The 21,667-nt window shown below is 39.2% G+C and carries 21 protein-coding genes; all 21 read right to left on the bottom strand.

The window, feature by feature from the left end; all coding sequences use genetic code 11:
* Position 1: 1 nt before the first annotated feature.
* Complete coding sequence (locus I6E80_RS00540; protein WP_024598041.1) at positions 2 to 571, bottom strand: nucleoside triphosphate pyrophosphatase; 570 nt, start codon at positions 569 to 571, stop codon at positions 2 to 4.
* Positions 571 to 1,050, bottom strand: a complete 480-nt coding sequence (gene mreD, locus I6E80_RS00535) for a rod shape-determining protein MreD (RefSeq protein WP_024598042.1) — start codon at positions 1,048 to 1,050, stop codon at positions 571 to 573. The genes I6E80_RS00540 and mreD overlap by 1 nt, the downstream gene beginning before the upstream one ends.
* Entirely contained in the window at positions 1,043 to 1,885 is an 843-nt protein-coding gene (mreC, locus tag I6E80_RS00530; protein WP_171972332.1) for a rod shape-determining protein MreC, read from the bottom strand. Before mreC ends, mreD begins: the two co-directional genes overlap by 8 nt.
* A complete protein-coding gene (locus I6E80_RS00525; RefSeq protein WP_007586338.1) occupies positions 1,885 to 2,928 on the bottom strand; it encodes a rod shape-determining protein in 1,044 nt (347 codons plus the stop codon). Before I6E80_RS00525 ends, mreC begins: the two co-directional genes overlap by 1 nt.
* Before the next feature lie 134 nt (positions 2,929 to 3,062).
* Positions 3,063 to 5,111: a formylglycine-generating enzyme family protein gene (locus I6E80_RS00520; protein ID WP_024598044.1), complete on the bottom strand. Its 2,049-nt coding sequence runs from the start codon at positions 5,109 to 5,111 to the stop codon at positions 3,063 to 3,065.
* Positions 5,112 to 5,232: 121 nt separating this feature from the next.
* Positions 5,233 to 8,973 carry an H-type lectin domain-containing protein gene (locus tag I6E80_RS00515; RefSeq protein ID WP_197184517.1) on the bottom strand — a complete coding sequence of 1,247 codons (3,741 nt, stop codon included), beginning with the start codon at positions 8,971 to 8,973 and terminating at the stop codon, positions 5,233 to 5,235.
* Complete coding sequence (locus I6E80_RS00510; RefSeq protein ID WP_197184516.1) at positions 8,970 to 9,461, bottom strand: agglutinin biogenesis protein MshP; 492 nt, start codon at positions 9,459 to 9,461, stop codon at positions 8,970 to 8,972. The genes I6E80_RS00515 and I6E80_RS00510 overlap by 4 nt, the downstream gene beginning before the upstream one ends.
* Positions 9,451 to 10,290, bottom strand: coding sequence for a type II secretion system protein J (locus I6E80_RS00505; RefSeq protein ID WP_170072590.1), 840 nt, complete (start codon positions 10,288 to 10,290; stop codon positions 9,451 to 9,453). The genes I6E80_RS00510 and I6E80_RS00505 overlap by 11 nt, the downstream gene beginning before the upstream one ends.
* Entirely contained in the window at positions 10,290 to 10,841 is a 552-nt protein-coding gene (locus tag I6E80_RS00500) for a type II secretion system protein (RefSeq protein WP_197184515.1), read from the bottom strand. The genes I6E80_RS00505 and I6E80_RS00500 overlap by 1 nt, the downstream gene beginning before the upstream one ends.
* Positions 10,828 to 11,319, bottom strand: coding sequence for a type II secretion system protein (locus I6E80_RS00495; protein WP_197184514.1), 492 nt, complete (start codon positions 11,317 to 11,319; stop codon positions 10,828 to 10,830). The genes I6E80_RS00500 and I6E80_RS00495 overlap by 14 nt, the downstream gene beginning before the upstream one ends.
* An 8-nt stretch (positions 11,320 to 11,327) precedes the next feature.
* Positions 11,328 to 11,873, bottom strand: a complete 546-nt coding sequence (locus I6E80_RS00490; protein ID WP_197184513.1) for a prepilin-type N-terminal cleavage/methylation domain-containing protein — start codon at positions 11,871 to 11,873, stop codon at positions 11,328 to 11,330.
* Between the two features lie 22 nt (positions 11,874 to 11,895).
* Positions 11,896 to 12,480: a Tfp pilus assembly protein FimT/FimU gene (locus tag I6E80_RS00485; RefSeq protein WP_083707592.1), complete on the bottom strand. Its 585-nt coding sequence runs from the start codon at positions 12,478 to 12,480 to the stop codon at positions 11,896 to 11,898.
* 4 nt (positions 12,481 to 12,484) lie between these two features.
* Entirely contained in the window at positions 12,485 to 13,705 is a 1,221-nt protein-coding gene (locus tag I6E80_RS00480) for a type II secretion system F family protein (protein WP_170072583.1), read from the bottom strand.
* Positions 13,692 to 15,419, bottom strand: coding sequence for a GspE/PulE family protein (locus I6E80_RS00475; RefSeq protein WP_076925387.1), 1,728 nt, complete (start codon positions 15,417 to 15,419; stop codon positions 13,692 to 13,694). Before I6E80_RS00475 ends, I6E80_RS00480 begins: the two co-directional genes overlap by 14 nt.
* Positions 15,416 to 16,558, bottom strand: a complete 1,143-nt coding sequence (locus I6E80_RS00470) for a tetratricopeptide repeat protein (protein WP_197184512.1) — start codon at positions 16,556 to 16,558, stop codon at positions 15,416 to 15,418. The genes I6E80_RS00475 and I6E80_RS00470 overlap by 4 nt, the downstream gene beginning before the upstream one ends.
* Positions 16,555 to 17,457 carry an ExeA family protein gene (locus I6E80_RS00465; RefSeq protein ID WP_182752290.1) on the bottom strand — a complete coding sequence of 301 codons (903 nt, stop codon included), beginning with the start codon at positions 17,455 to 17,457 and terminating at the stop codon, positions 16,555 to 16,557. Before I6E80_RS00465 ends, I6E80_RS00470 begins: the two co-directional genes overlap by 4 nt.
* Positions 17,458 to 17,459: 2 nt before the next feature.
* Positions 17,460 to 19,118 carry a pilus (MSHA type) biogenesis protein MshL gene (mshL, locus tag I6E80_RS00460; RefSeq protein ID WP_182736356.1) on the bottom strand — a complete coding sequence of 553 codons (1,659 nt, stop codon included), beginning with the start codon at positions 19,116 to 19,118 and terminating at the stop codon, positions 17,460 to 17,462.
* Positions 19,102 to 19,428, bottom strand: a complete 327-nt coding sequence (locus tag I6E80_RS00455) for an agglutinin biogenesis protein MshK (RefSeq protein WP_024594540.1) — start codon at positions 19,426 to 19,428, stop codon at positions 19,102 to 19,104. The genes mshL and I6E80_RS00455 overlap by 17 nt, the downstream gene beginning before the upstream one ends.
* Complete coding sequence (locus tag I6E80_RS00450; RefSeq protein ID WP_024598056.1) at positions 19,406 to 20,083, bottom strand: hypothetical protein; 678 nt, start codon at positions 20,081 to 20,083, stop codon at positions 19,406 to 19,408. The genes I6E80_RS00455 and I6E80_RS00450 overlap by 23 nt, the downstream gene beginning before the upstream one ends.
* Positions 20,080 to 20,679 (bottom strand): PilN domain-containing protein, encoded by a 600-nt coding sequence (locus I6E80_RS00445; protein WP_231616675.1) that lies wholly within the window; start codon positions 20,677 to 20,679, stop codon positions 20,080 to 20,082. Before I6E80_RS00445 ends, I6E80_RS00450 begins: the two co-directional genes overlap by 4 nt.
* Positions 20,676 to 21,599, bottom strand: coding sequence for an MSHA biogenesis protein MshI (locus I6E80_RS00440; RefSeq protein ID WP_197184511.1), 924 nt, complete (start codon positions 21,597 to 21,599; stop codon positions 20,676 to 20,678). Before I6E80_RS00440 ends, I6E80_RS00445 begins: the two co-directional genes overlap by 4 nt.
* Positions 21,600 to 21,667: the final 68 nt, after the last annotated feature.

Genomic DNA, 21,667 nt, shown 5'->3' with positions numbered 1-21,667 from the left:
GTTACCTTCTTAAGAATGTTTTTAATAATTGTTCGGTCTCATATAAAGGTAAGCCTACAACGGAAAAATAGCTACCTGCAATGTGGGTAACAAAACGCCCGCCTAAGCCTTGAATGCCATAGCCACCGGCTTTATCTTGTGGCTCTCCTGTCTCCCAGTAGGCATTAATTTCTTCATCTGTTAGGGCTTTAAAAGTAACATCAGTGCTTACAACACAGCTAATTACATCATTTTGCGTCGCAAGTGCAACAGCGGTGAGAACTTGATGTGTATTACCTGACAGGCGTTTTAATGTGTTTGTAAAATCGTTTTTATCACGAGGCTTACCCAGTGATTCGTTGTCGATAACAACCACGGTATCACTACCAAGCACAGGACGATCAGTATATCCAAGCTCAACACCGCTTTGTGCTTTTAAGCGCGCTAAACGCTCAACAAGAGCTCTAGGTTGCTCGTTTGGAAGTGGGCTTTCATCTGCATCAACACTAAACTGTGTAAATTCGACACCTAATTGGCTTAATAACTCTTTACGGCGGGGAGAGGCTGATGCCAAATATATTGAGGTAGTCATTACCTGATCCTAAAATGTCTGCGATATTTACGAAGCAGTAAAAAAACCCAAAACCAGCTAACCATTCCGGTTGCTACTGGCCATAAATACTGTGGATTAAAGTAAACATCTAACAAAAAATGATTTAGCCAAAATTGCATTAAATGGTACAGCGTTAAAAATAAACCAACTAATAAGCTTTGTTGCCAAAGCGAAAAGTTACGAATTTTTTGAAAGTTACTTGCGGTTATAAATATACATACTGAGAATGTAAGCGAGTTCACACCTAGTGGTGAGCCAGATGCTAAATCTATTAATAAACCAACAACCCATGCAGTACCAATATTTAAACGATGCGGTACTGCCAATGACCAATACATAAGTACAAGTAAAACCCAATCAGGCCTAAATGGTTCAAATGAAAATGGCAGTGGCATTAGTGCCATTATTAACGCAAAAAAGATGCTTAGCGCAATTAACAATGAATAACGGTTAATCATCGCTGATTTGCTCCTGTTGATTACGCCATAAAATAACCAGCAAACGAATGCGATCTAACTGTGCAATTGGCTCTGCAAAAACTTGTGCAAACGGGCGGCCTTCATCACGATTTATTTCGGTTACTACAGCCACAGGGTATCCTTCAGGAAATGTGCCACCTAAGCCAGATGTAACAAGTACATCGCCAATTCGCACATCTAAACTGTGTGGAACGTGCGAGAGCTTAACTACATTAATTTTACCTATGCCTTCAACTACTGTTCGTACATCGTTTCGAAGTATACGTACAGGTGTTGCGTGTGTGGTGTCGGTCATTAGTAGTACGCGTGAAGTAGTTGAGCCAACTTTTGTAAGTTGCCCTACTACACCCATTTCATCAATTACAGCTTGGCCTTCACTGAGCCCATCAGTAGTACCTCGATTAATAACAACCTGATGACTATATGGATTTGAATGTACAGAAAGTACTTGAGCAATAATTTTACGATTTGGTTGCTTTGCTGATGAGCCTAATAAGGCGCGTAGTTTTTGGTTTTCTCTGGCTAGAAATTGATACTGCTGAAGTTGCTCGCTTTGTAGCATTTGCTTTTTTTTCAGCGCTTCGTTTTCGGTAAGAAGTTGATCCCGCGTATGTAGACTTTTAGCACTTAAGCTAAATAGTTCGTAGGGTAAATTAGCAACATAAATGAGTGGGCTAACTAAAGTATTTAGGCTGGTACGAACAACGGTACCACCTTGCGTATATCTGTCTCCAACTATGAGTACGATACTCAAAAGCACTGCGACAAAAAGTCGCAGTTGCAAAGAGACTGTGCGTCCAAACATTAATTTCATTAGTCGTAACTAAAAACGTCACCACCATGAACATCGATCATTTCAAGTGCCTTACCACCACCACGTGCAACACATGTAAGTGGATCATCGGCGACAACAACCGGAATACCCGTTTCTTCCATTAATAAACGGTCTAAATCTTTTAACAATGCGCCACCGCCAGTAAGTACCATACCGTGCGCAGAAATATCTGATGCCAGCTCTGGTGGTGATTGCTCAAGCGCAACCATTACTGCACTCACAATACCCATTAGCGGCTCTTGTAGAGCTTCTAAGATTTCGTGTGAGTTGAGTGTAAATGAACGCGGAACACCTTCTGCAAGGTTACGACCGCGTACTTCAATTTCGATTGGCTCATCAGTTTTAAACGCAGAGCCAATTTGATGCTTAATATTTTCTGCTGTCGCTTCACCAATTAAGCTACCAAAGTTACGGCGTACATAATTAATAATAGCTTCGTCAAATTTATCACCACCAATACGAACAGATGATGAGTAAACAACACCATTAAGTGAAATAATAGCAACTTCAGTTGTACCACCACCAATATCAACAACCATAGAGCCTGTTGCTTCTGATACTGGTAAGCCTGCACCAATAGCCGCTGCCATTGGTTCTTCAATTAAGTAAACTTCACGAGCGCCTGCACCCATTGCAGATTCACGTATTGCACGTTTTTCTACTTGAGTAGCCCCACATGGTACACAAATTAGTACACGCGGACTTGGGCGCATAAAGTTATTGTTGTGAACCTGTTTAATAAAGTGTTGTAACATTTTTTCTGTTACAAAAAAGTCGGCTATAACACCGTCTTTCATTGGACGAATCGCTTTTATATTACCCGGTGTACGACCTAACATAAGCTTTGCTTCTGTACCTACAGATGCAACGCTTTTAGGCCCACCAGCACGTTCTTGGCGGATAGCAACTACTGAAGGTTCATTTAATACAATGCCTTCGTCTTTTACATAAATTAGGGTATTGGCTGTACCCAAGTCGATCGATAGATCGTTAGAAAAAATACCACGGAGTTTTTTAAACATGAGGCTGGATGACCTTTGAAATACGTTCTTATATTAGCTGCCTCACTTTAACATGCTCAACTGTATGAGCAATATAAAGCGCAGCGCCTTTGTGAATTTATGAAAAAAGGAAGCAAAGCTTCCTTAATTGAATTTTATCGTTCGCGAACTAAGCGAAAACCAATGTAGTTAGATCTAAAATCAGGCGCTAAAATTAAACGCGTAGATGCACGAGCAAGGCTTGGTGCAAAGTTCCACGCTCCGCCTCTTACTGCTACATCAGACTCACCTGATTCTTTATCGGTCCATTCCCATACATTGCCTACGGTATCGTATAATCCAAATGCATTTGGAGAAAAAGAACCTACTGGTGATGCACGTCTGTTTGACCATTCACTACCACACCAACCACAGTTAGCTAGGTTTTTACCAATTTCGTTACCCCAAGGGTATTCTGTTTCGGTTCCTGCGCGTGCTGCGTATTCCCACTCAACTTCGTTAGGTAAACGAAATTGCTGTCCTGTTTGACCCGATAACCACTCAGCGTAAGCTTTTGCATCGTTATAAGTTAAACATACAGCAGGAAAGTCACTACCTTGTTCAAAACCAGGATTACGCCAATTTAAATTTGCTTCCCATACTGGTTCGCCATTTAAATAATACGCACACCCTTTATTTTTTTCCGCTTGAGTTTTATAACCTGTATTTGCTACAAACTTTTCGTAGGCACCCACGGTTACTTCTTTACTTTGCATAGCGAAAGAATTCGCTATTACTTTTTCAATTACTGGACGTTCATTAGCTAAACCATTGCCGTTGATATCGCCCATTTTAAATTTGCCTGCAGGAATAACGACAACCGGCGTTTCAACGTTTGCATTTAATACATTAACGTTTTCACTAACCTGGCGTGTTGTTACTTCTGGTTGCTCTCGAGTATAGGTCGGTGCAGCAATCGACTTAGGCTTTTTTACTAAATTTGCATTAATTGTTTGCGCTTTATTCAAATCAACACGTGCTTGATAAGGTTTATAACCAAGTTTACGTATTTCAATGTTATGAATGCCCGGCGGTAAACGTGTAATCAAGCGTGTTGAGCCAAAGCTTACACCATCGATAAACACTTCATCGTCGTATACGTTTGATCGTAATGTCAGCTCTACTGATTGATCCTTCTTCTTATTAAGGATAGAAGGGTAATCTTTTTTTACCGATGCAGGTTTAACTGAATAATCACGTATTGGCTGCTCATTTAAACGAGAAACCGAAACCGTGTTGCTATTATCCGCGCTATTACTGAATGTTAACTGACTATCAGTAAATGTATTGTTATACGCTGGTTGATAAGCAGCCGTAAGCGGCGTGCCATACTCAGAACAATAGCGGTTATCTATGCTTAATAAGCTACATAAACGGCTGCTATTAACTTCGCCACGCATAGTTACGCTTAAGTTAACGTTGTAATTACCTTGGCCGCTAAATGCACTGTTAACTACATGGCTACTTAATATTTGTACTTGAGCGCCCGCCAAATTACGTTTTGGCTCAACAATGCGCTCTTCTGTTAAGTTTGCAAAAATTTGATCAACAAAGCGTTTAGTTGCTTTTTGTAGACCCATTTGCTGACCGCGTTGCTCACACGCTGCTAGCGTTTCTGTTCGCTTACAGTTAATAGTATGGTTAACCTCAAGCGTACCTTCACGTGTGAACTCGTTACGTAAACGCTCTACGCGGGCTGTAGTTAACTGCTCTTTTAAACTTTCTAATGTATTTAAAAGCGTATGCTTAGCAACACGAATCTGTTCTATGTCTTTACGGTGGGATGCAATTGCCGCCAACTGCATAGAAATATCATCTTTATTTTGCTTATGATCAATCACCGCTTTTTGATAGCGTGATTGAGCCGCACTAATATTAATAGTGGGATCATCAATTAAACGACGGTACATTTCGTTCATCGCATCGAGCGCTTGGTTTTTTTCTTTATCTAGCTCTGTAGAACGAGAACGAAGTAGCTCTAATTGATTTTGTAACTGACTTTCTTCTTTAAGATGTTTTTCAAGTATTCTTGTCGAGTTATCGTATTCTGTCTGTTTAACACTAATCTCTGAGTCAATTCCAGTCACTGTAGCTGTGTCTTGTGCAAATGCACTACTAGCTAACAAACTAGCTGAAATTAACAGAGATAAAGGAGTAATTCGCATATATTCCAGTCCCAAAAAGCGGCAATTATTTGGTCGTTATTATTTTTTATAATTAAAGCCTTATGCTATGTACTTGCAGCACAAAACACAAGCTTTGTTCAATTATTATATTAGTTTACAACTATTCGCGTGTTTCACGCCAGTAAATAACCCGATCATTTCCTCTAAAGCGTCCAAATTGTAAAATAGTACGAGGATCAAGCTGTGTTCCATCGCCCTGCCAATCCCACTTTAACCAATCATAAGTATTATATTCTAAGGTAAATTCACCCAAACCATTTGGCTGTGCATAAATACCGTTATCTGCCGGATACACTCCCGCCTCTAGCTGGCCAGATGCATCATTTCCGTATTTATAGGTTAATTGTGGGCTGCTAGGTGCTATTTGAGTGATTTGGGTATGATCAAATACACTACAATTATCTTCAGCGTTATTTACAAATCCACTGCCGTTGTAATACTGAGCCTGCATAGGAATAAGTAAAGGGTCGAGATCGGAGCCTGCGTTATTACCAAGTACTAAGCGTCCAAATCTAAACTCTATTGGTAATGCATTTAGCCGTACGCTATTACAACCACCCGAGCATGCTGTTTGTGTATTAGGTTTATCATTTGCATCAATGAGTGTTGCCCCTTCTATGTCAGAAAGCGTTGCCATTAAGCTCACCATAGCGAACGGTCCGTCTGCTTGTCCTACACCTAATCTTTTAAGTGTCGTGTTGAGTTGGCTCATTTGCCATTGGCCATCGTTTGTATCTCCCCAGTTGTTATTTCCTAGGTTTACTAAGCGGCTAGCAAAATTAGTTGCAGGTACATAGTTACCTACTTCATTATTTTCGGCATTAACGTCTACACTCGATTTATCAAAGCCCTCTTTATAATTAGCCATTAGCTCACCATTTTGATTTTGTGCTTGTACTGTAAAGCTAAGTTCAAAGGGTTGATCAAGGTAAGTTAAATTACTGCCGTATTGCGTGCATTTTGCGGCAGCTTGAACCCCCACTACCTGAAACTGCGAAGGTGCAAAGCGACCAACGTTGTAAAGCTCACCTTTTACGTCTCCGGCACCAAAGTAATCGGCATCTTGAAGACCTGATGTTAAATCAATTATACCAACTTGGTCGTAACTATATTGCGATATAGATTCACTCAAACTACCTGTGTCACTAAAAGGTGATGTAATCATCGCTTCAAGCGTACCTTGAGTGCCTGGCGTAGGCGCTTTAAGTAATGGCTCTACAAGCGGTTGCTCTGTAATAAAATGCTTAGCAATGGTGTTATTTGTAATATTGCTGTAGTTGTCTGGGAAACCATCGTTGTTAGTGTCTTGCCCTGTTTGCCACTGCACCGCATTCATTTTTAAATCAAATGCTTCGCCCGTTAGTCTAAATAAACTCCCATTGGCATCTGCTGCATAGCCATCACTTGCAACTTCCATCGCTAATCCAAATGGCTTTACAACATATTCATTTGAGCTACCCGTTAAATTTACTGATAAATTAGTTAGTGGGTCTAAAATTAAGTTGGTTTTTACATTTAAGCTCAACCTTCCTGCATCGGGATAATTTATAACAATCGGGGCTTTAGACTCACTATCAAAGTTAAGTATGAATGATTTAGAGGCTTGCTCTACCGCAAAGGTATTATTGTTATTACTGAGTGAAACCGTATCGGAGCAACTTGCACCAGCACTGCATGTGTACGATAAATCTAAGCTTACATCGCCACCGGCGGGAAATGCGGCTTCGCATACACCTGTTGTAGTACTTGTTTTTACCGCTTGAATAGATAGCGCTTTTGCATTAAATCCAGTATTTGAAGGCTTTGCTGATAACTGAGTAGGAATTGTAGTATTACCATCGGTTTCGTTATTAAAAATAAACCCTGCATCAGAAAACGTAACTTTACAGCCGCTTAATCCAACATTATTACCTGCAATATAACAACGAAGCGGTGCAGAAGGATCCGCAGTGTTATATCCAAATGTAACACTGCCTGTGGTGCGTTTAGCAAATTCGACAACTGCTGAGCCTGTAAAATTAATATTCTCCCCTGTAACCCAGCTTTGCTGACCACCATTATCTGGAGAAAGATTCAAACTAGAGGGCTCTGCAAATAATAAATCGCAGGCGTCATTAGCGCAGGCTGTGAGTGTCATTTCTTTAGCTTCACACGTTAGGCCTTTGTTATCGCTTATTGTTAAACGATAATGATCTAGGGTTTCTGGTGTATAAATTCCACAAAAACCAGGGATGCTTTCTGGTACTGGCAGAGCGTCAAACGTTGAGCTCCCTTCGGTAATAATTTGAGTACCCGATGTAATTGAGCCCTGATACGTTACATTTTGAGCGATTCTTACCTCACCAGTGGCAACAATATAGCCCGCAATATTTGCATCGGCTGCAATAGCAACCGCACCATCCACATAAATAGCCAAGTATGCGCCAGTTTCTACTACTATATTTGTTTTACCTATATTCAAAAATGAAGTTGATAAAAGTGATGTTGTGTCTTTTAAAAAAATACGTGTAGGCGCTGTTACTCTGTACTCTGTTTCCAGCATACTTAACTGCAACTCATCGTAATAATAATCGCCAGCTAAAGATGTTGGTATGGGACCTGTTGAACTACCATCGTTTGTAACCGTTGGCACCTGCGCCGCTTGATTGGGCTCTAAAGAGTTATAACCACCAGCAACACACGCCTGACCATTACATAAAGGAGGGCTCGTCAGCGCTGTAGAAATTAAATTTGTGGTGGTGACAAACTGCGCATTACCATCGGTTATTTCTACCCCCTGCACCAGCTGTACTTCACCGTTGTTATAAGTAGAAATAGCGCCTGGGAATAACGTATCACAGTCTAAAATATCACCATTAAATACAAAGGTACTGGTCATGGCGAGTATTGATGCTTCCTCGTTTACGTGACGGCGCTCGTTATCGCCATCACGATCTTCGTCAACAACAAGCCCTAGCCTGTCAGTTCTTAGGTTACAGCTGCGTAACCACCCGCCATCATCTTCTTGGCGTGAGTTTTTACTTGCAACCACCAAAGGAGCCACACTAAAGTTATTAGTAAAACTAAAGTAATTACAGCCATCGCTCCAACCGTCAATTTCAAAGCCTGTGAAAAAAGTTTCCCACGATACCTCAACGCCATTATCGTCAGTAAATGTGCGGTTACTTCCTGGCTCCACTGCCATGTAAGCAACAGTTTCGTTTTTTATGAGCCCAAGTGCTGTTTCAGATGCCTCTAAAGCAATATTAACGCCGCTGACAGATAGCGAATTACTTTCTACTGCAACTGTTAAAAACGGAATTAATGCCTCAGAAGGTGGATTGCTGTCTATGCTATTGAGTGTTTGTAACGAATGGAAAAAGTTTGGCCTTTGAGTAAACGGTTCAGCAAATGTTAAAGACTTATAGCCTTTAGGTGTCAGTGGAGCAAAGCCAGACTTAGAGCCATACTGTAATTCGAGTAATAAGTCTGTACTGCCCACTTCCATAATTGTGCCGTCTGGAAATTGATGCACACCATACTCAACAGCTAAATAGTGCGCCCCCATACTAATATGTCCACCATCTTCTCCTGAAGGTTCAAGCGGTAAGGCCTCAAAGCTAGTTGTGGTTATATTACGTATTCTTATTATTGCAGGGTTTCCACCTTGGTTTGTTGAGAGCATAAAGACAGCAGGAGGCGTTATATATTGCTGTTGAAAATTTACTTTTGTCCAAACAGGCGATGTGTATGTATCTTGCAGCTCTATATAACGGCCCTCGATTTTTGGAGGCACTGCATTTGCGTGATTACAAAGTAACACGCAGCTAAAAAATATAATGACTAATGCACTTTTTATCATGGTAAAGTTTTAGCCTCCACACTGAGTGTTCTTTGTGTTTCCCAATAATCCTTTCTACAATCATTTCCTACAGGGCAATTAATTGCGGCGCACGTTGCACTACTTTGTAAGTAATAAATATTAACAAGCCCGTTTGTTGTGCTGCTGTCGGGTAGGTCTATATATTCATCGCAACTCACCAGCACGTTACAATTAGCTAAATATGTAGTTTGGTAGGTTAAATTAGTTGTAACTGATGCACAGCTTTGCACTGAGCTATTTATTGGAAATAGTTGCGTTAAACCACTTTCTAAGCCGCTTTGTGCTGCCATAAAAGCGCGAGCCCCGTAGTACTCAATCGTATTTTGTTGTGATGCACCAGAAAGCACTTTAACTAATGCTAATCCCAGTGCTAATAAAGCAACAATAATTACCAAAGAAACAATTATTAAGTTCCCTTTTTGTTTACTGGGTGAGGCTTTTCCGTGATGATTTTTTTTAAGGTACATTAGGAATATGCACCTCATGGTTAAAATTCATTACTTCAGTATCGTTAAATTGCATTTGCGCATTCACATTTAGCACAGCGTTTCTTTTTAGGGAGAGTGAATCAAGAGTAAAAAACAAATCGCTAGCTAAATTATTGGCAATGTAAATACCTAATAAATCACGTTTAACACCACTGCTTATTTGTAAGCTCACGGCATCTAGTTGATTAACAGTAAAACCGTAATTGGTATATCTATATAAATACTGCCCTTCAACGCAAAAACTTACAGGTTCTGAAAGTAAATAAAGGCGTTTACTCGGCGACTCTTGGGCAAATGCTTTGCTAAATTGCCACTCATCAATTTCGCTCGCTGAACTATTAAATGCTGATACTTGCAAGCGCTTACTATTATTCTCATCGTATATATCAGCACTGCTTAATGGGTAAATAGTTGCCCAATCTCCAGCTTGCGGCTGCGTTAAATTATTAAGTTCAAAATCAACAGCGCTAACATTAAAAGGCGCTACGGTAGGTAGGTAATTTGTATAGTGAGTCGCCGATAAAAACGGCGTAAATTCTAAGCACTGCTGAGCACTGCACGCTCCGCTAGTGCTGTTATCGCAAGAAAGCCTTAACGAATTTGGTGTAGCGTGGCGAAGTTCTTTACTAAGTCGCGTTATTAAAAATCTGGCCTGGGCTACTGCTTCTTGGCGTTCAACACCTTGCGAATAAATACTGACCCCAGCACCAATAAATGAAAATGCACTTACGGCTAAAATACCAATAATAACCATGACAAGTAATAGTTCTATAAGGGTAAATGCATTTTGGTATTTAGCTCTTTGCATTAGTAATTCCCTTTATATGCACTAAATCCGTAAACTTCCCCTAAGGGTGATGTTATTTCAATAGTAATACGCTTAAAGGTTGTGCCATCGTTAATGGTCAATTCGTTAAAGTCGCTATCGTACTCAACTTTAATAACTAAGTTAAAGTCACTGTACTCGCTTAACAACTCACCTAAGCTATTAGTAATAGGCTGATTAGAGAGTGCAATATAGTCATCTACATCGTTATAACTGGTTCGGGTTTCTAGGCCTGTACTTAAGTCATCCGCGCCTAAATCATCTATTGCGGTACAAGGCTCAGCACCCAAGGTTGTTTCGCCGCAACGTCTAAAAGGTGCGCTTCTATCACTGTGCTCATCAAACGACTTACTTTGGATTTCGTTCATTAATGATTGACCAAATTCAGAGGCTCTTAAAGCAATAATTGGCTCTGCACTTTTCTTTGCTTGAGGGGCAATGAGCGCGGTAATAATGCTCAATGCAATCGCAAACATGACGATGCCAATAATAAGCTCAATTAAAGTAAAGCCTTTTACTTTAAGGGCACGCATAGATAAGCCCTTCACCACTTATGCATACGCCAGCTAATCCAACATCTATTCGACACTGCGAAGTGCAGGTTTGATTTGATTTACCTAAAGGGTCAAAACTAATTTGGGTAAATATATTCGCGTTACTATCTAAAGCACTAAATGCTATATCACTTCTTTGCGTGTTTATTTGTACCACTAAATGATAGGTGTTGTTGGTATCAGCGCCACCAATACATGTATCAGGTGTGGGGGGAGCAATAAGTGTGGAGGTTATATAAAGAGTATGGCAACTTGTTGTCGCTGTATTTTGCATTGCACGTAACTGCACTGTTCTCAGTACATTTAAAGTACGGTCTCGATATGAGTATGCATCTTCTGTTGAGCTGCCTAGAAATTTGGGAACTGCCGTTACCGACAGTATTCCCAATATCACTAGAGTAATAATTAACTCAATGAGTGTGAAGCCACGCAATCGTTGCTTACTACTGCTTATCATTTATGTAATTAACATTCATCAATAAAAATATTAATTGTAGGAGGCGTTACTACAACAGGCCCTGTAGTTGCAGTTGCTTGTGTGTATTCAATTCTGCATTCATCATCAGAAATGTAACTATTTGGGAATATAATTGCTGTACCTGCGGTGCTCGTATCTATATTAAAGTCTTTTGAATCGAAAGTATCATCAGCACTATTATCTGCAAAGTCGACATCTAAAAATGCTTCAAATGCAGCTTTTGTTGCAGCTGGGTAACCAAAAATAATAGAAACATTTTCACCATTATCTCCTGTTATCTCAGCGTTTTCAGCGGCGGTTTTTTTATGTAAGCTAGCAATAATAGCCTTGCCATTCACAATATTCATACCGCTGCGAATAGAGCCCTGTAAGCCTTCAAGTGTTGAAGCATTGGCATCACCTTGCAAGTTTAAAAAACGAGGTGCGGCGGTAACTGCTAAAATACCTAAAATAACAATTACGATGATCAATTCAACAAGTGTAAAACCTGCTTGTTTATTCATTGGTAAACTTTTTAACGATTGCGTTTTCATAAGTAAGCCTCTTTTTAATTACTTAATTTTTAAATATTTTTACTTTGCCTGTTTTAGCAAAGTATGAAAAACCTGTTAAACCTGATATTTCACTCGTATTAGTAGGTATACTTTTAATATCAATGGTATGAGTTAAATAGTAGTCGCATTGCGTACTTTCTGCATTGTACCTAACTAAAAAACTTACACTTTTTATTCTTGATATTTCATCACTTAACGTACTACTGGGTGCGTCTTGTAAAATTACATTTAAAACTTGGCGACATTTATTAGCATTTATAGCTTCTGCACGAGTATCTTTTTTTTCTGTTTCATCGCTTGTTGGTGTACCTAACACTCCATCAATACCAACTATTACACCTCCATAATTAACAAATGTTTTGTTTGACCTACTGCTTGGTCTTCCTTCTAATTCCCATTGACCCCTAACCATGCCAACGGCCGATGAGAAAGCACCTGCAATAGCGTCTACGCTCGCATTATGCGCTTGATTTTTAATACCTATATATTGAGGTATAGCAAAGCTCAAAATTACTGCCAGTAAAATAACAACAATAACTAACTCAAATAATGAGAAACCTTTTGAGTAAGCCTTTGACGCAATCACTTGGTTAATTACCTTTAATCGCTGACATCATGTTCCACATAGGCATAAAAATACCCAACGCTAAAATCAGCACCATAATGGCAACAAACACAGTTAAAATAGGTTCGATTTTTGCAGTTAAACTACGTAGATCGTAATCAACTTCACGCTCATAATAATCAGCAGCCTCTTGTAATAGCTCATCAACCCGACCAGTTTCCTCTCCCACCGCAACCATCTGTAATACAAGCTGAGAAAACAGCTCAGAGCTTTTTGACGCTCTAAGTAAACTATCGCCCTTTTCTATATCTTGGCGCATAGTAACAATCGCTTTTTCCATATAACTATTATCTACTGCATGCGCAGTAAGCGATAACCCCGTGGTCATAGGTACACCAGAGCGCAATACCATAGCTAGACTTTGGCTGTAGCGCGCAAGCAATGTGCGTTTTAAAATATCGCCAATAAATGGAATTTTTAATTTATATTGATCCCACTTAAAGCGCCCAGTATCTGTATTTAAATAACGCTTCCAAGCGAATACCGCGCTAATACCCATGATCAACAACAACCACCAGAAATTAACAAAAAAACTACTAGTCCCAATGAGTATTTGTGTCATTAACGGCAATTCGGCATCAAACTTGGCAAACATGCTCGCAAAGGTAGGTATTACAAAAATATTTAAAATAACCATAGCTGCTACAAGAGCCAAAATAACAAAAGTGGGGTAGCGCATTGCTGCTTTTATTCGTTTGCGGGTTTCTTGCTCTTTTTCAAAATAAATAGCGAGTTGGTAAAATGCATCCTCTAATCGACCAGAACCTTCACCAACCATAACCATTGACACGGTTAAACGGCTAAATACTTCGTTATGTATCGCCATTGCACTGGATAAGTCACGGCCTTGCTCAAGTTGCCTGGTAACTTCCATCAATACATTTTTAAATTCTTTATTTTGTGTTGTATCTGCCAGCCCAATCATTGCTCGTATAATTGGAATACCTGCTTTTAATAGCGAATACATTTGCCTAGAAAACATAATCATGTCGTCTAGTGTTATTTTTTCGACAAATAAGTTATCAAAAATTTTAATATTATTTTTTGTTTCAACTAAAGAAATTGATATTGGTATAAATTGACGCTTCATTAAACTATCGGCTACGCCAGCTTGGTTACTTGCTTCTAATTGGCCTTTAACCAATACACCTTTGCTGTCTTTCGCTTTATAGTTATATAGTTGCATCAATATCCCCTACTATTTCTGGGATATATTCAGCCACTTTAAATACTTCATCTAAAGAGGTAATACCTTGCTTAGCGTAATTTAGTGCCATTGTTGAAAGTGGTGAAAAGTTAGCACTATTTTTAGCTGCCTTTGCAAAACCTTGTGTGTCGTTAACCCGTAAGGCATCCATCATCGCATCATCCATTTCGAGTAACTCAAAAATACCTACACGCCCTTTATAGCCACTGTGATTACATGCGGTGCAACCTTGCCCTTTAGAAAATTGAGCATCTGTAATCTCTTCGCCTAAATATTTTAACCAACTTAATTCTTGGCGATCTGGCAAGTACGGTACTCTGCAGTCATTACATACTCGTCTTACTAATCGCTGAGCAATAATCGCGCGCAGTGAACTTGCAACTAAATAGGCTGGTGCGCCCATGTCGATTAAGCGCATAGCACTGGTAATTGCATCGTTGGTATGTAACGTTGATAGTACGAGGTGGCCTGTTAAAGCGGCCCTTAATCCAATATCTACGGTTTCTTGGTCACGCATTTCGCCAACCATTATAATGTCAGGATCTTGCCTTAGAGCGGTCCGTAAAATACTTGCAAAGCTCAGCCCTATTTTATTATTTATTTGTACCTGGTTAATACGGCCAATACGATACTCAACGGGATCCTCTACTGTAATAATTTTACTTTCTTGTTGGTTTAACTCACTTAATGCACCGTATAGTGTGGTTGTTTTACCCGAGCCTGTTGGCCCAGTAACTAAAACCATGCCATGAGGACGTTTTATAATGCTGCGTACACGTTTTAATATGTGTACTGGCATGCCTGTCTCATCTAACGATAATAATCCGGCTGATTGATCAAGCAAACGCATTACAACTGATTCGCCATGCTGAACGGGCATAGTAGATAGGCGCACATCAATACTATGGCTGCGCACTTTTATATTAAAGCGACCATCCTGAGGGAGGCGTTTTTCAGATATATCCAATCCCGACATAAGCTTTAAACGTAGCACGAGTGCCGATGCTATTTTTACTTGGTTAAGAGTGTGCTCTTGTAATATGCCATCTACACGTTGACGAATGCGGAGCAAACCTTCATCTGGCTCAATGTGAATATCGGATGCGCGAACTTGCACAGCATCTTCAAATATTGATTGCAGTAGCTTTACAACGGTTGCATCAGATGTTTCATCACCTAAAGAGTTTAAATCAAACTCTTCTACGTCTTGATATTCTTCATGGAGTTGTGCTGCAAAGTTAGTAATTTCATCTGTACGACGATATACGTTGTCAAACGCAGCCATTATTTGACTTTCTTGTACAACAGCTAAATCTATTCGTTTAGGAGCAAGCATAGTTGCAAGTTGATCAAGCCCCCTTAGATCAGCAGGATCGCTCATCCCGACTAAAACAGAGTCACCATTGTCTTCAATTACTAATGCTCTGTAGCGACGTGCATAAACCTCAGATAAAAGCTTAGATACATCAGCTGATATTTTTCGCTGTGATATATCTAAAAAAGGTACTTGTAATTGCTGCGCTAAAAAACGTAATAGTTGTGGTTCACTAATAAACTCAAGTGTAATAAGCGTCGAACCTAATTTACGACCCGTCGCAGCTTGAACGTTTAGCGCTTCGCTTAGTTGCGCTTCGGTGATCATGTGCTCATGAACAAGTAAGTCCCCTAAGCGCATTTTTAAACTAGGTCTCATACGGCCTCCTTTAGCGCAACTAAACGCTGTAATGCATGCTGCGTCATAGCTGTATTTAGTCCACCTAAATCTAGAGCCACTTTGTAAAGCTGTTTAGCATCGAGGTACTCTCCTAATGCATCTTTTGAGGTTGCAAGTGCCAGCCACCACTTAGCTTGACTAGGCTGTAGTTGTGTAAGATGTTTAAAGCTTTCAAGTGCTTTATGGTGCTTACTCGCACTTTGCGCAGCAGTACCTTGTAGCACCCAAAAATCAAGATTCGCCTGGGATTCAAATTCATCACTTAAAAGCAGTAATACTCCTTCATACTGCTGTTGCATAATGAGTATTTTGCTTAGCATTACACGCCATTCAAGTACGTTAGGGTTTTGGCGAATACCTGCTTGCAAAACCTGTTGCGCAGAATTTATATCTTGTTGTTTAAAGTAAGTTGCAGCTAGTAAATTTCGAGCTTCAACGTGCAAAGGCAATTGCGCTAAAATAATATTTAAATCACTAATGGCTTCGTTGTATAAGCCAAACTGTATTGCTTGTTTAGCTGCGGCTAATTGCTCAATCAATAAAGCCTGTGGCGACTTAGTTTCTGCTGCGCTTTTGATCATAGTATTTTGTGGCTTAGTTTTAGTCACTGAAGTAGTTTTTGGCTTGCTGACAATAACTTTGCTAGCCACTAACATATTATCTTTAGCTAGTGCAGGGCTTTGTTTAACCTCGGCAATTACAACCGGCTCAGCCGTTGGTTGAGAAACCAGTAATGTTGCTTCACTCAACTTGGATTCAGCTAAATCATTCACTTCTGGTTTTATTTGCTCAACTTGCACAGCCTTCTTCACAACTTCTTGCTCAACTAAAGGCTCTACAGTGCTTTTTTCATCTTGAGAATCAGATAAATTAGAGCTCAAAACCGCGACCATCTTTTGCTGTGGTAACACAGACTCACGTTGAGTCTCTTTTTTGTCGGCGGTCGGTAAATATAGGTATGCTAAAAAAATGACACTTAGCATAATAAGTAAAATTACGGCTTTAAATGCAATATTTTTTACATCATATATCGGCTTTAAACTTATACCTTCTTGAGTACTTACTTGTTTAGCTTCTCGTTGCTCAATATTTTTAAGCATATTATTTATAACGCTCATAACCACTGCCTCCATACCCATATGGCAGCAATAGCTAAAACACTAAACATTAAAGCACTGTAGCTCCAATATTGTCCGGTTCGATACTTTGCGCAGTCTTCGGTATCTTTTATGGCAAGTTGAATATGGCGATTTGTTATTGTATTTAACCCTTCACCGTAAGCTTGTAATAGTGCTTTGTGGCATAAAATATTAACTAATCTAGGAATTCCACGGCTAGCTCTAGCAATTTTGAGCCCCATACTATTATTAAATAAAGGAGGCCTATTAAACCCTGCAACTTGTAAGCGGTGATTAATATAATAAACAACCTCAGCGCCAGTCATCGCCCGTAATTTATAGGAAAAACTGATACGTTGGCGTAATTGCCTTACTTTGTTGTTTGCCAGCTTTTCATCAAGTTCAGGTTGTCCAAATAACACAACTTGAATTAGTTTTTCGCTTTCTGTTTCTAAGTTTGTAAATAATCTCAGCGCCTCTAGAGTCTCCCAGCTCAAGCATTGCGCCTCATCTATCAAAAGCACTACACGCTCATTATCTTCTTGTAAGTCGAGTAAGTGATGATTTATAAGCTGCCCTAGTGCTTGCTGATCTAATGCTTTATCTACGTCCATACCCAGCTCAATTGCAATTGCCCATCTAAGCTCTTCTGGGCTTAAATAAGAGTTAGGTAAATAAGCCACAATGTAATCTGGCTCAAGTTGGTTTAATAGCTTTCTACAAAGTAGCGTTTTACCAGTCCCAACTTCACCAGTGACTTTAATAAACCCTTCACCCATTTCAATAGCTGTTGTTAACACTTGCATCGCTTCGTGGTGCGGTTCAAGTGCACAAAAAAACTCTGTGTTAGGGGTTAACGTGAAAGGCATTTCACTTAAATTAAAAAAGCTTAAATACATAGTTAGTTTTCATACCATGTTTTTAAAAGCTGACGGCTTTCACCTTGTTGTTTTTTCCAAGTATCTGGCATAACAACCGTTGGTTTGATTAGAATAATCAGTTCTTTTTTCTCTTGGCGTTTACGAATACTTTTAAATAAATTGCCAAATAGTGGGATATCACCCAACACGGGGGTTTTTGATTCTTCATCCTGTGTTGATGTTTGCATCAAACCACCAATAACCACTATTTCGCCACTTTGAGCGCGAATAACAGTATCTGATTCTCGAATGTTACTTTGTGCTAGAGGCAACTCAAAACGTTGATCGTCTAATGTAATTACTTTTAGCTGCTCTTCTGTTTCAGTTACTGAAGGGTGAACATGCAAAATAACTGAGCCGTACTTGTCAATTTGCGGCGTTACATCAAGGGCAATACCAGAAAAGAACGGCGTTAAATCAATTTCAGGCGAGGTCGTTGTAGCAGTACCCGTTACCGTCGTACTTGATACATTAGTAACAAAATATTCGTCTTGCCCTACTTTTATAACTGCTTTTTGATTGTTTGTAGCGGTAACTCGAGGGTTAGATAGCATTTGCACATCACCTTGCGTTTCAAGCAAATTAATAACCCCGTTAAAGTCTCCTTTTTGAATGGTTAGCGATGACGCTCCACCAATTGCGGCTGAAATACTATTACTAATAGTAGAACCCGCTGTTGTAGCAAACGAAATACCGCCCTCTAAACCACTCGCTATACGCTCCCAGTTAACCCCCTGTTGGTACTCATCTTTTAAAGTTACTTCTATTATTTTTGCTTCTAGAATAACTTGGCGTTGCAGGTTTTCTTGGCTTTGACGCAAAAACTCTTTTAGCTGACTAATTTCGCTTGGTAGTGCATTTACGGTTACCAAACTAGCTTGTGGGCTTGCAACAACATAGCGCCCATCGCTTGCGCCAATTAAAGACTTAAGGGCGACTTCTAATTCTTTCCAAAAATCATTTTTATTAATTGTTTGGATTCGAGAACCGTTTAAATCTAAGCTTTGATTATCGCCGCCAAACTCATTATTTTGCTGGTTACTACTACCTGAACTTGAACCATTCGAACTACTGCTACTTTGTGCAAATTGACTAACCCCACCAGCAACCACACTCACTGTAGACTGACCATGGCGCTGCATCATTAAATAATTTACAGGTATTGTTTCTGTGCGCATTTTGGCTGGCAGTACTTGTACTATTCGTCCTTCATTAACAATATCTAAAGGATACATACGCTTAATAACAGCAATGACTTCATTAAAAGTAACGCTTTTAAGATTTAAACTAATTGTGCCATTTACCTCAGGATGCACAGCAACACTAAAAGGCGTATCGTCTGTTAAGCCTGCAAAAAAGGCGCCTATTTCAACGTCATTAGCGGCTACATCAAAACGCTTTATAGATAAATCATCACTTATAGTTTGCTCATTATTTATTGATGATAGTAGGCTTTGGGTAAGCTCACTCGGCATCTGTAAAGGCGCAATCGCTTTAGTATCTACAGGCTTTTCAGCCAGCTCTTGTTCTATATGAGTTTTAACCTCTTTACCTGGTTTAAAGCTATGGCACGCAGTTAAAAATGTAGGTAACAATAGAAGAACAAGCCACGGATGAGATAAATTATTTTTTAATTTCATAGTCATATAATTCTAATTTTATTTGTTTATCATCATTTGCTAACACAACCTGTTTTGAGTTAATGCTTAGCACCCGAAAATCGTCTACAGCATCACCGACTCGATAAATATGGCCTGAAATAATGGCCTTAAATGCTGTACTGTTTTTAATAATAGATTGCAATTTAAGTTCTGTGTTTTGAGTTACACTCTTGTTGTTATTTACATACATATTTGGTTGAGTAGGATCGCGTAATTGCGCTAATGCACTGGGTGCGAAAGTGAACAAAAGTAATAAAAAACATAAATTATAATGCGATAAATTTTTCATTAGCGCTCACTGTAGCAATTTGTAAAGTTAATTCAGCTTGAGGGTACTCTAGTACCTGATAACTAAACTCCTGTATTAATAACTTATCTTGATTATTTTTTAATGCGGCTAAATATTTTTGTAAGCTAAAGTAGCTACCTTCTAAAGTAACGACCATCTGATGCTCAAAAAATAATGTTTGCGTATCATGTTCACCTAGTTTTTCTACATCGATAGCCTGTGCTGGTTTGACATTAAAGCTACTCACTTTTACGTCGCTACTATCTACGAGCAAATCTTTTAAAACGGCAGGTACATTTTTAGCCGCTACAAAGCCTTGGCTAAAACTATTAAGTTGATTATTTATTTCTGCTAACTCATCTCTGGTTTGTGCAATTTGACTGCGTAAAACCTTAGTGTAGTCGTAGTTTAGTGCTTGATTTAACATGGAGAGTTGCGCATTTATCTGCTGTAACTCCTGCAATGCTGCATTTTGTTCAGAGCGAATATGAGCAACTTCATCTTGCTGTGGAAAAATAACAAACCACAGGCCGAGGTAAATCACCATGAATAAGCCTACAAATACAGTGGAATACTTCTCACGCTTTTGCAGCGATGCAAATTGAGCTCGATACTTTGCCCAAATAGGCCAACCTTTGTCTTTCTTGTTGTTCATGGTTTAGCGCCTTTATCAGCAAGGTCGGTCGCCACATTAAATTCACTCAGACCATCTTTTGTTGACAGTTCTAAAACTGAAAATTCTTTATCAATAAAAAAAGGTGACTGCTTTAAATTATTAAACCACATAGGTAAAAATTTTGACTGCGATACTTGCCCTTGAAACGTGACACTTTGCCCTACAAATTTAATATGGGTAAGCCAGATATTAGGCTCGTGATACTTGGCTAAATCTTGCATAACCTGCGCATAGTCGGTTGCGGATTGATCTGAGCTTTGCTCTAAATAACTAAATATTTGCTGCTTATGCAAAACCTCTTGCTGAAGTGTTTTTAGTTCATTAATAAAAATTGTTTTATTTTGCTTCTCTGCTAGCTGCTGTTTTACAACTTCTAACTGAGCTTTTCCTTGTTTGAGATATTCCTTTTTTTGTTCTAAATCAAGCTCACTTGAATAAGTTTTATAACTGTAAAAAGCCCACGTGATTGCAATAATTAATAGCGCACCTAACCACAGTGTAATCATTCCCGATAAAGGGACTGGGTCTCGGCGTACTCGTAAGGTTTTTTGATAAAAATTAATCCGGGTTTTCATAGCACAGACTCCGGATCTGTTAATTGATAGGCTGCTCCGAGCGCATAATAAAAGTTTGGCTCTAATTGCTGCGCTAATTCTAAGTTAGGCGCAAAATCTACAACTTTTACTTGTAAAAACTCTGCAAGACCGGCTCTAAGAGTTAATGAAGATAAATCATCGCACTGTAGCTGTATGCTGCGAATTGGCGGTTGCTTGAGCTGGCTTTCAAAAAAGTCCATCGAACGCTGAATTTCTAACCCTAACGCCTCTACTAGTTCTTGGTTTTGATCCTTGTCTGAAATACCTAAAAAACCATTTAATCGCCTAGCTAATACTAATTGTCCATCACGAATAATTAAGATTCGAGGTTCATGATTAGCATGCTGCACAATCAGCATATGCGCCTCTTTGTATGAGCCAAATAAAGTTACTAAAACCATTTCTTCAGAGGTCATTGCACGCAAAACTGGTTTAGTTTGTTCAAAACTGTCTATAAACGGAAGTAGCTGCAGCTTATTGGTAATAAATACATTCATTTTGCTGCTTTGCATTGGTAACGTTATTGGATAATCGATAAAGTCAGCTACAATGTTTTCAGAAGCTATATCAACTAAATCTTTTGTAGTCCAAGGCAGCGACTGAATGATTTCTTCATCACTAAGGTTTGGTTTATCCATTTGCACTATTTGATAAAAGTAGTGCGGTATGACTAAATTAACTGAACAAATATCAGTAGACACCTCATTTGTACAAGCAACAATTGCAGCGGTATAATCGGTTTGCTCAGACACATTTACACTGTGAGAACTGTGAACCATCCATTGGTCGCGTTGTTTTTTTAAACATACCGCGTTAACAGTATCTGCGTAAGTTGCAACACCAATAGCTGTATTTGGATCTAAACTACGATTTAACCATGAAAACAGCTTTTCTTTCATATAGCTACTATTGTTAATTGGGTATGAAATAAGTGTCGTACATTTTAACTACTTTGCCAAATTGAAAA

Source organism: Pseudoalteromonas sp. NSLLW218 (assembly GCF_015864775.1).
Taxonomy (GTDB): domain Bacteria; phylum Pseudomonadota; class Gammaproteobacteria; order Enterobacterales; family Alteromonadaceae; genus Pseudoalteromonas.
This window is presented reverse-complemented; position numbering and strand designations above follow the sequence as displayed.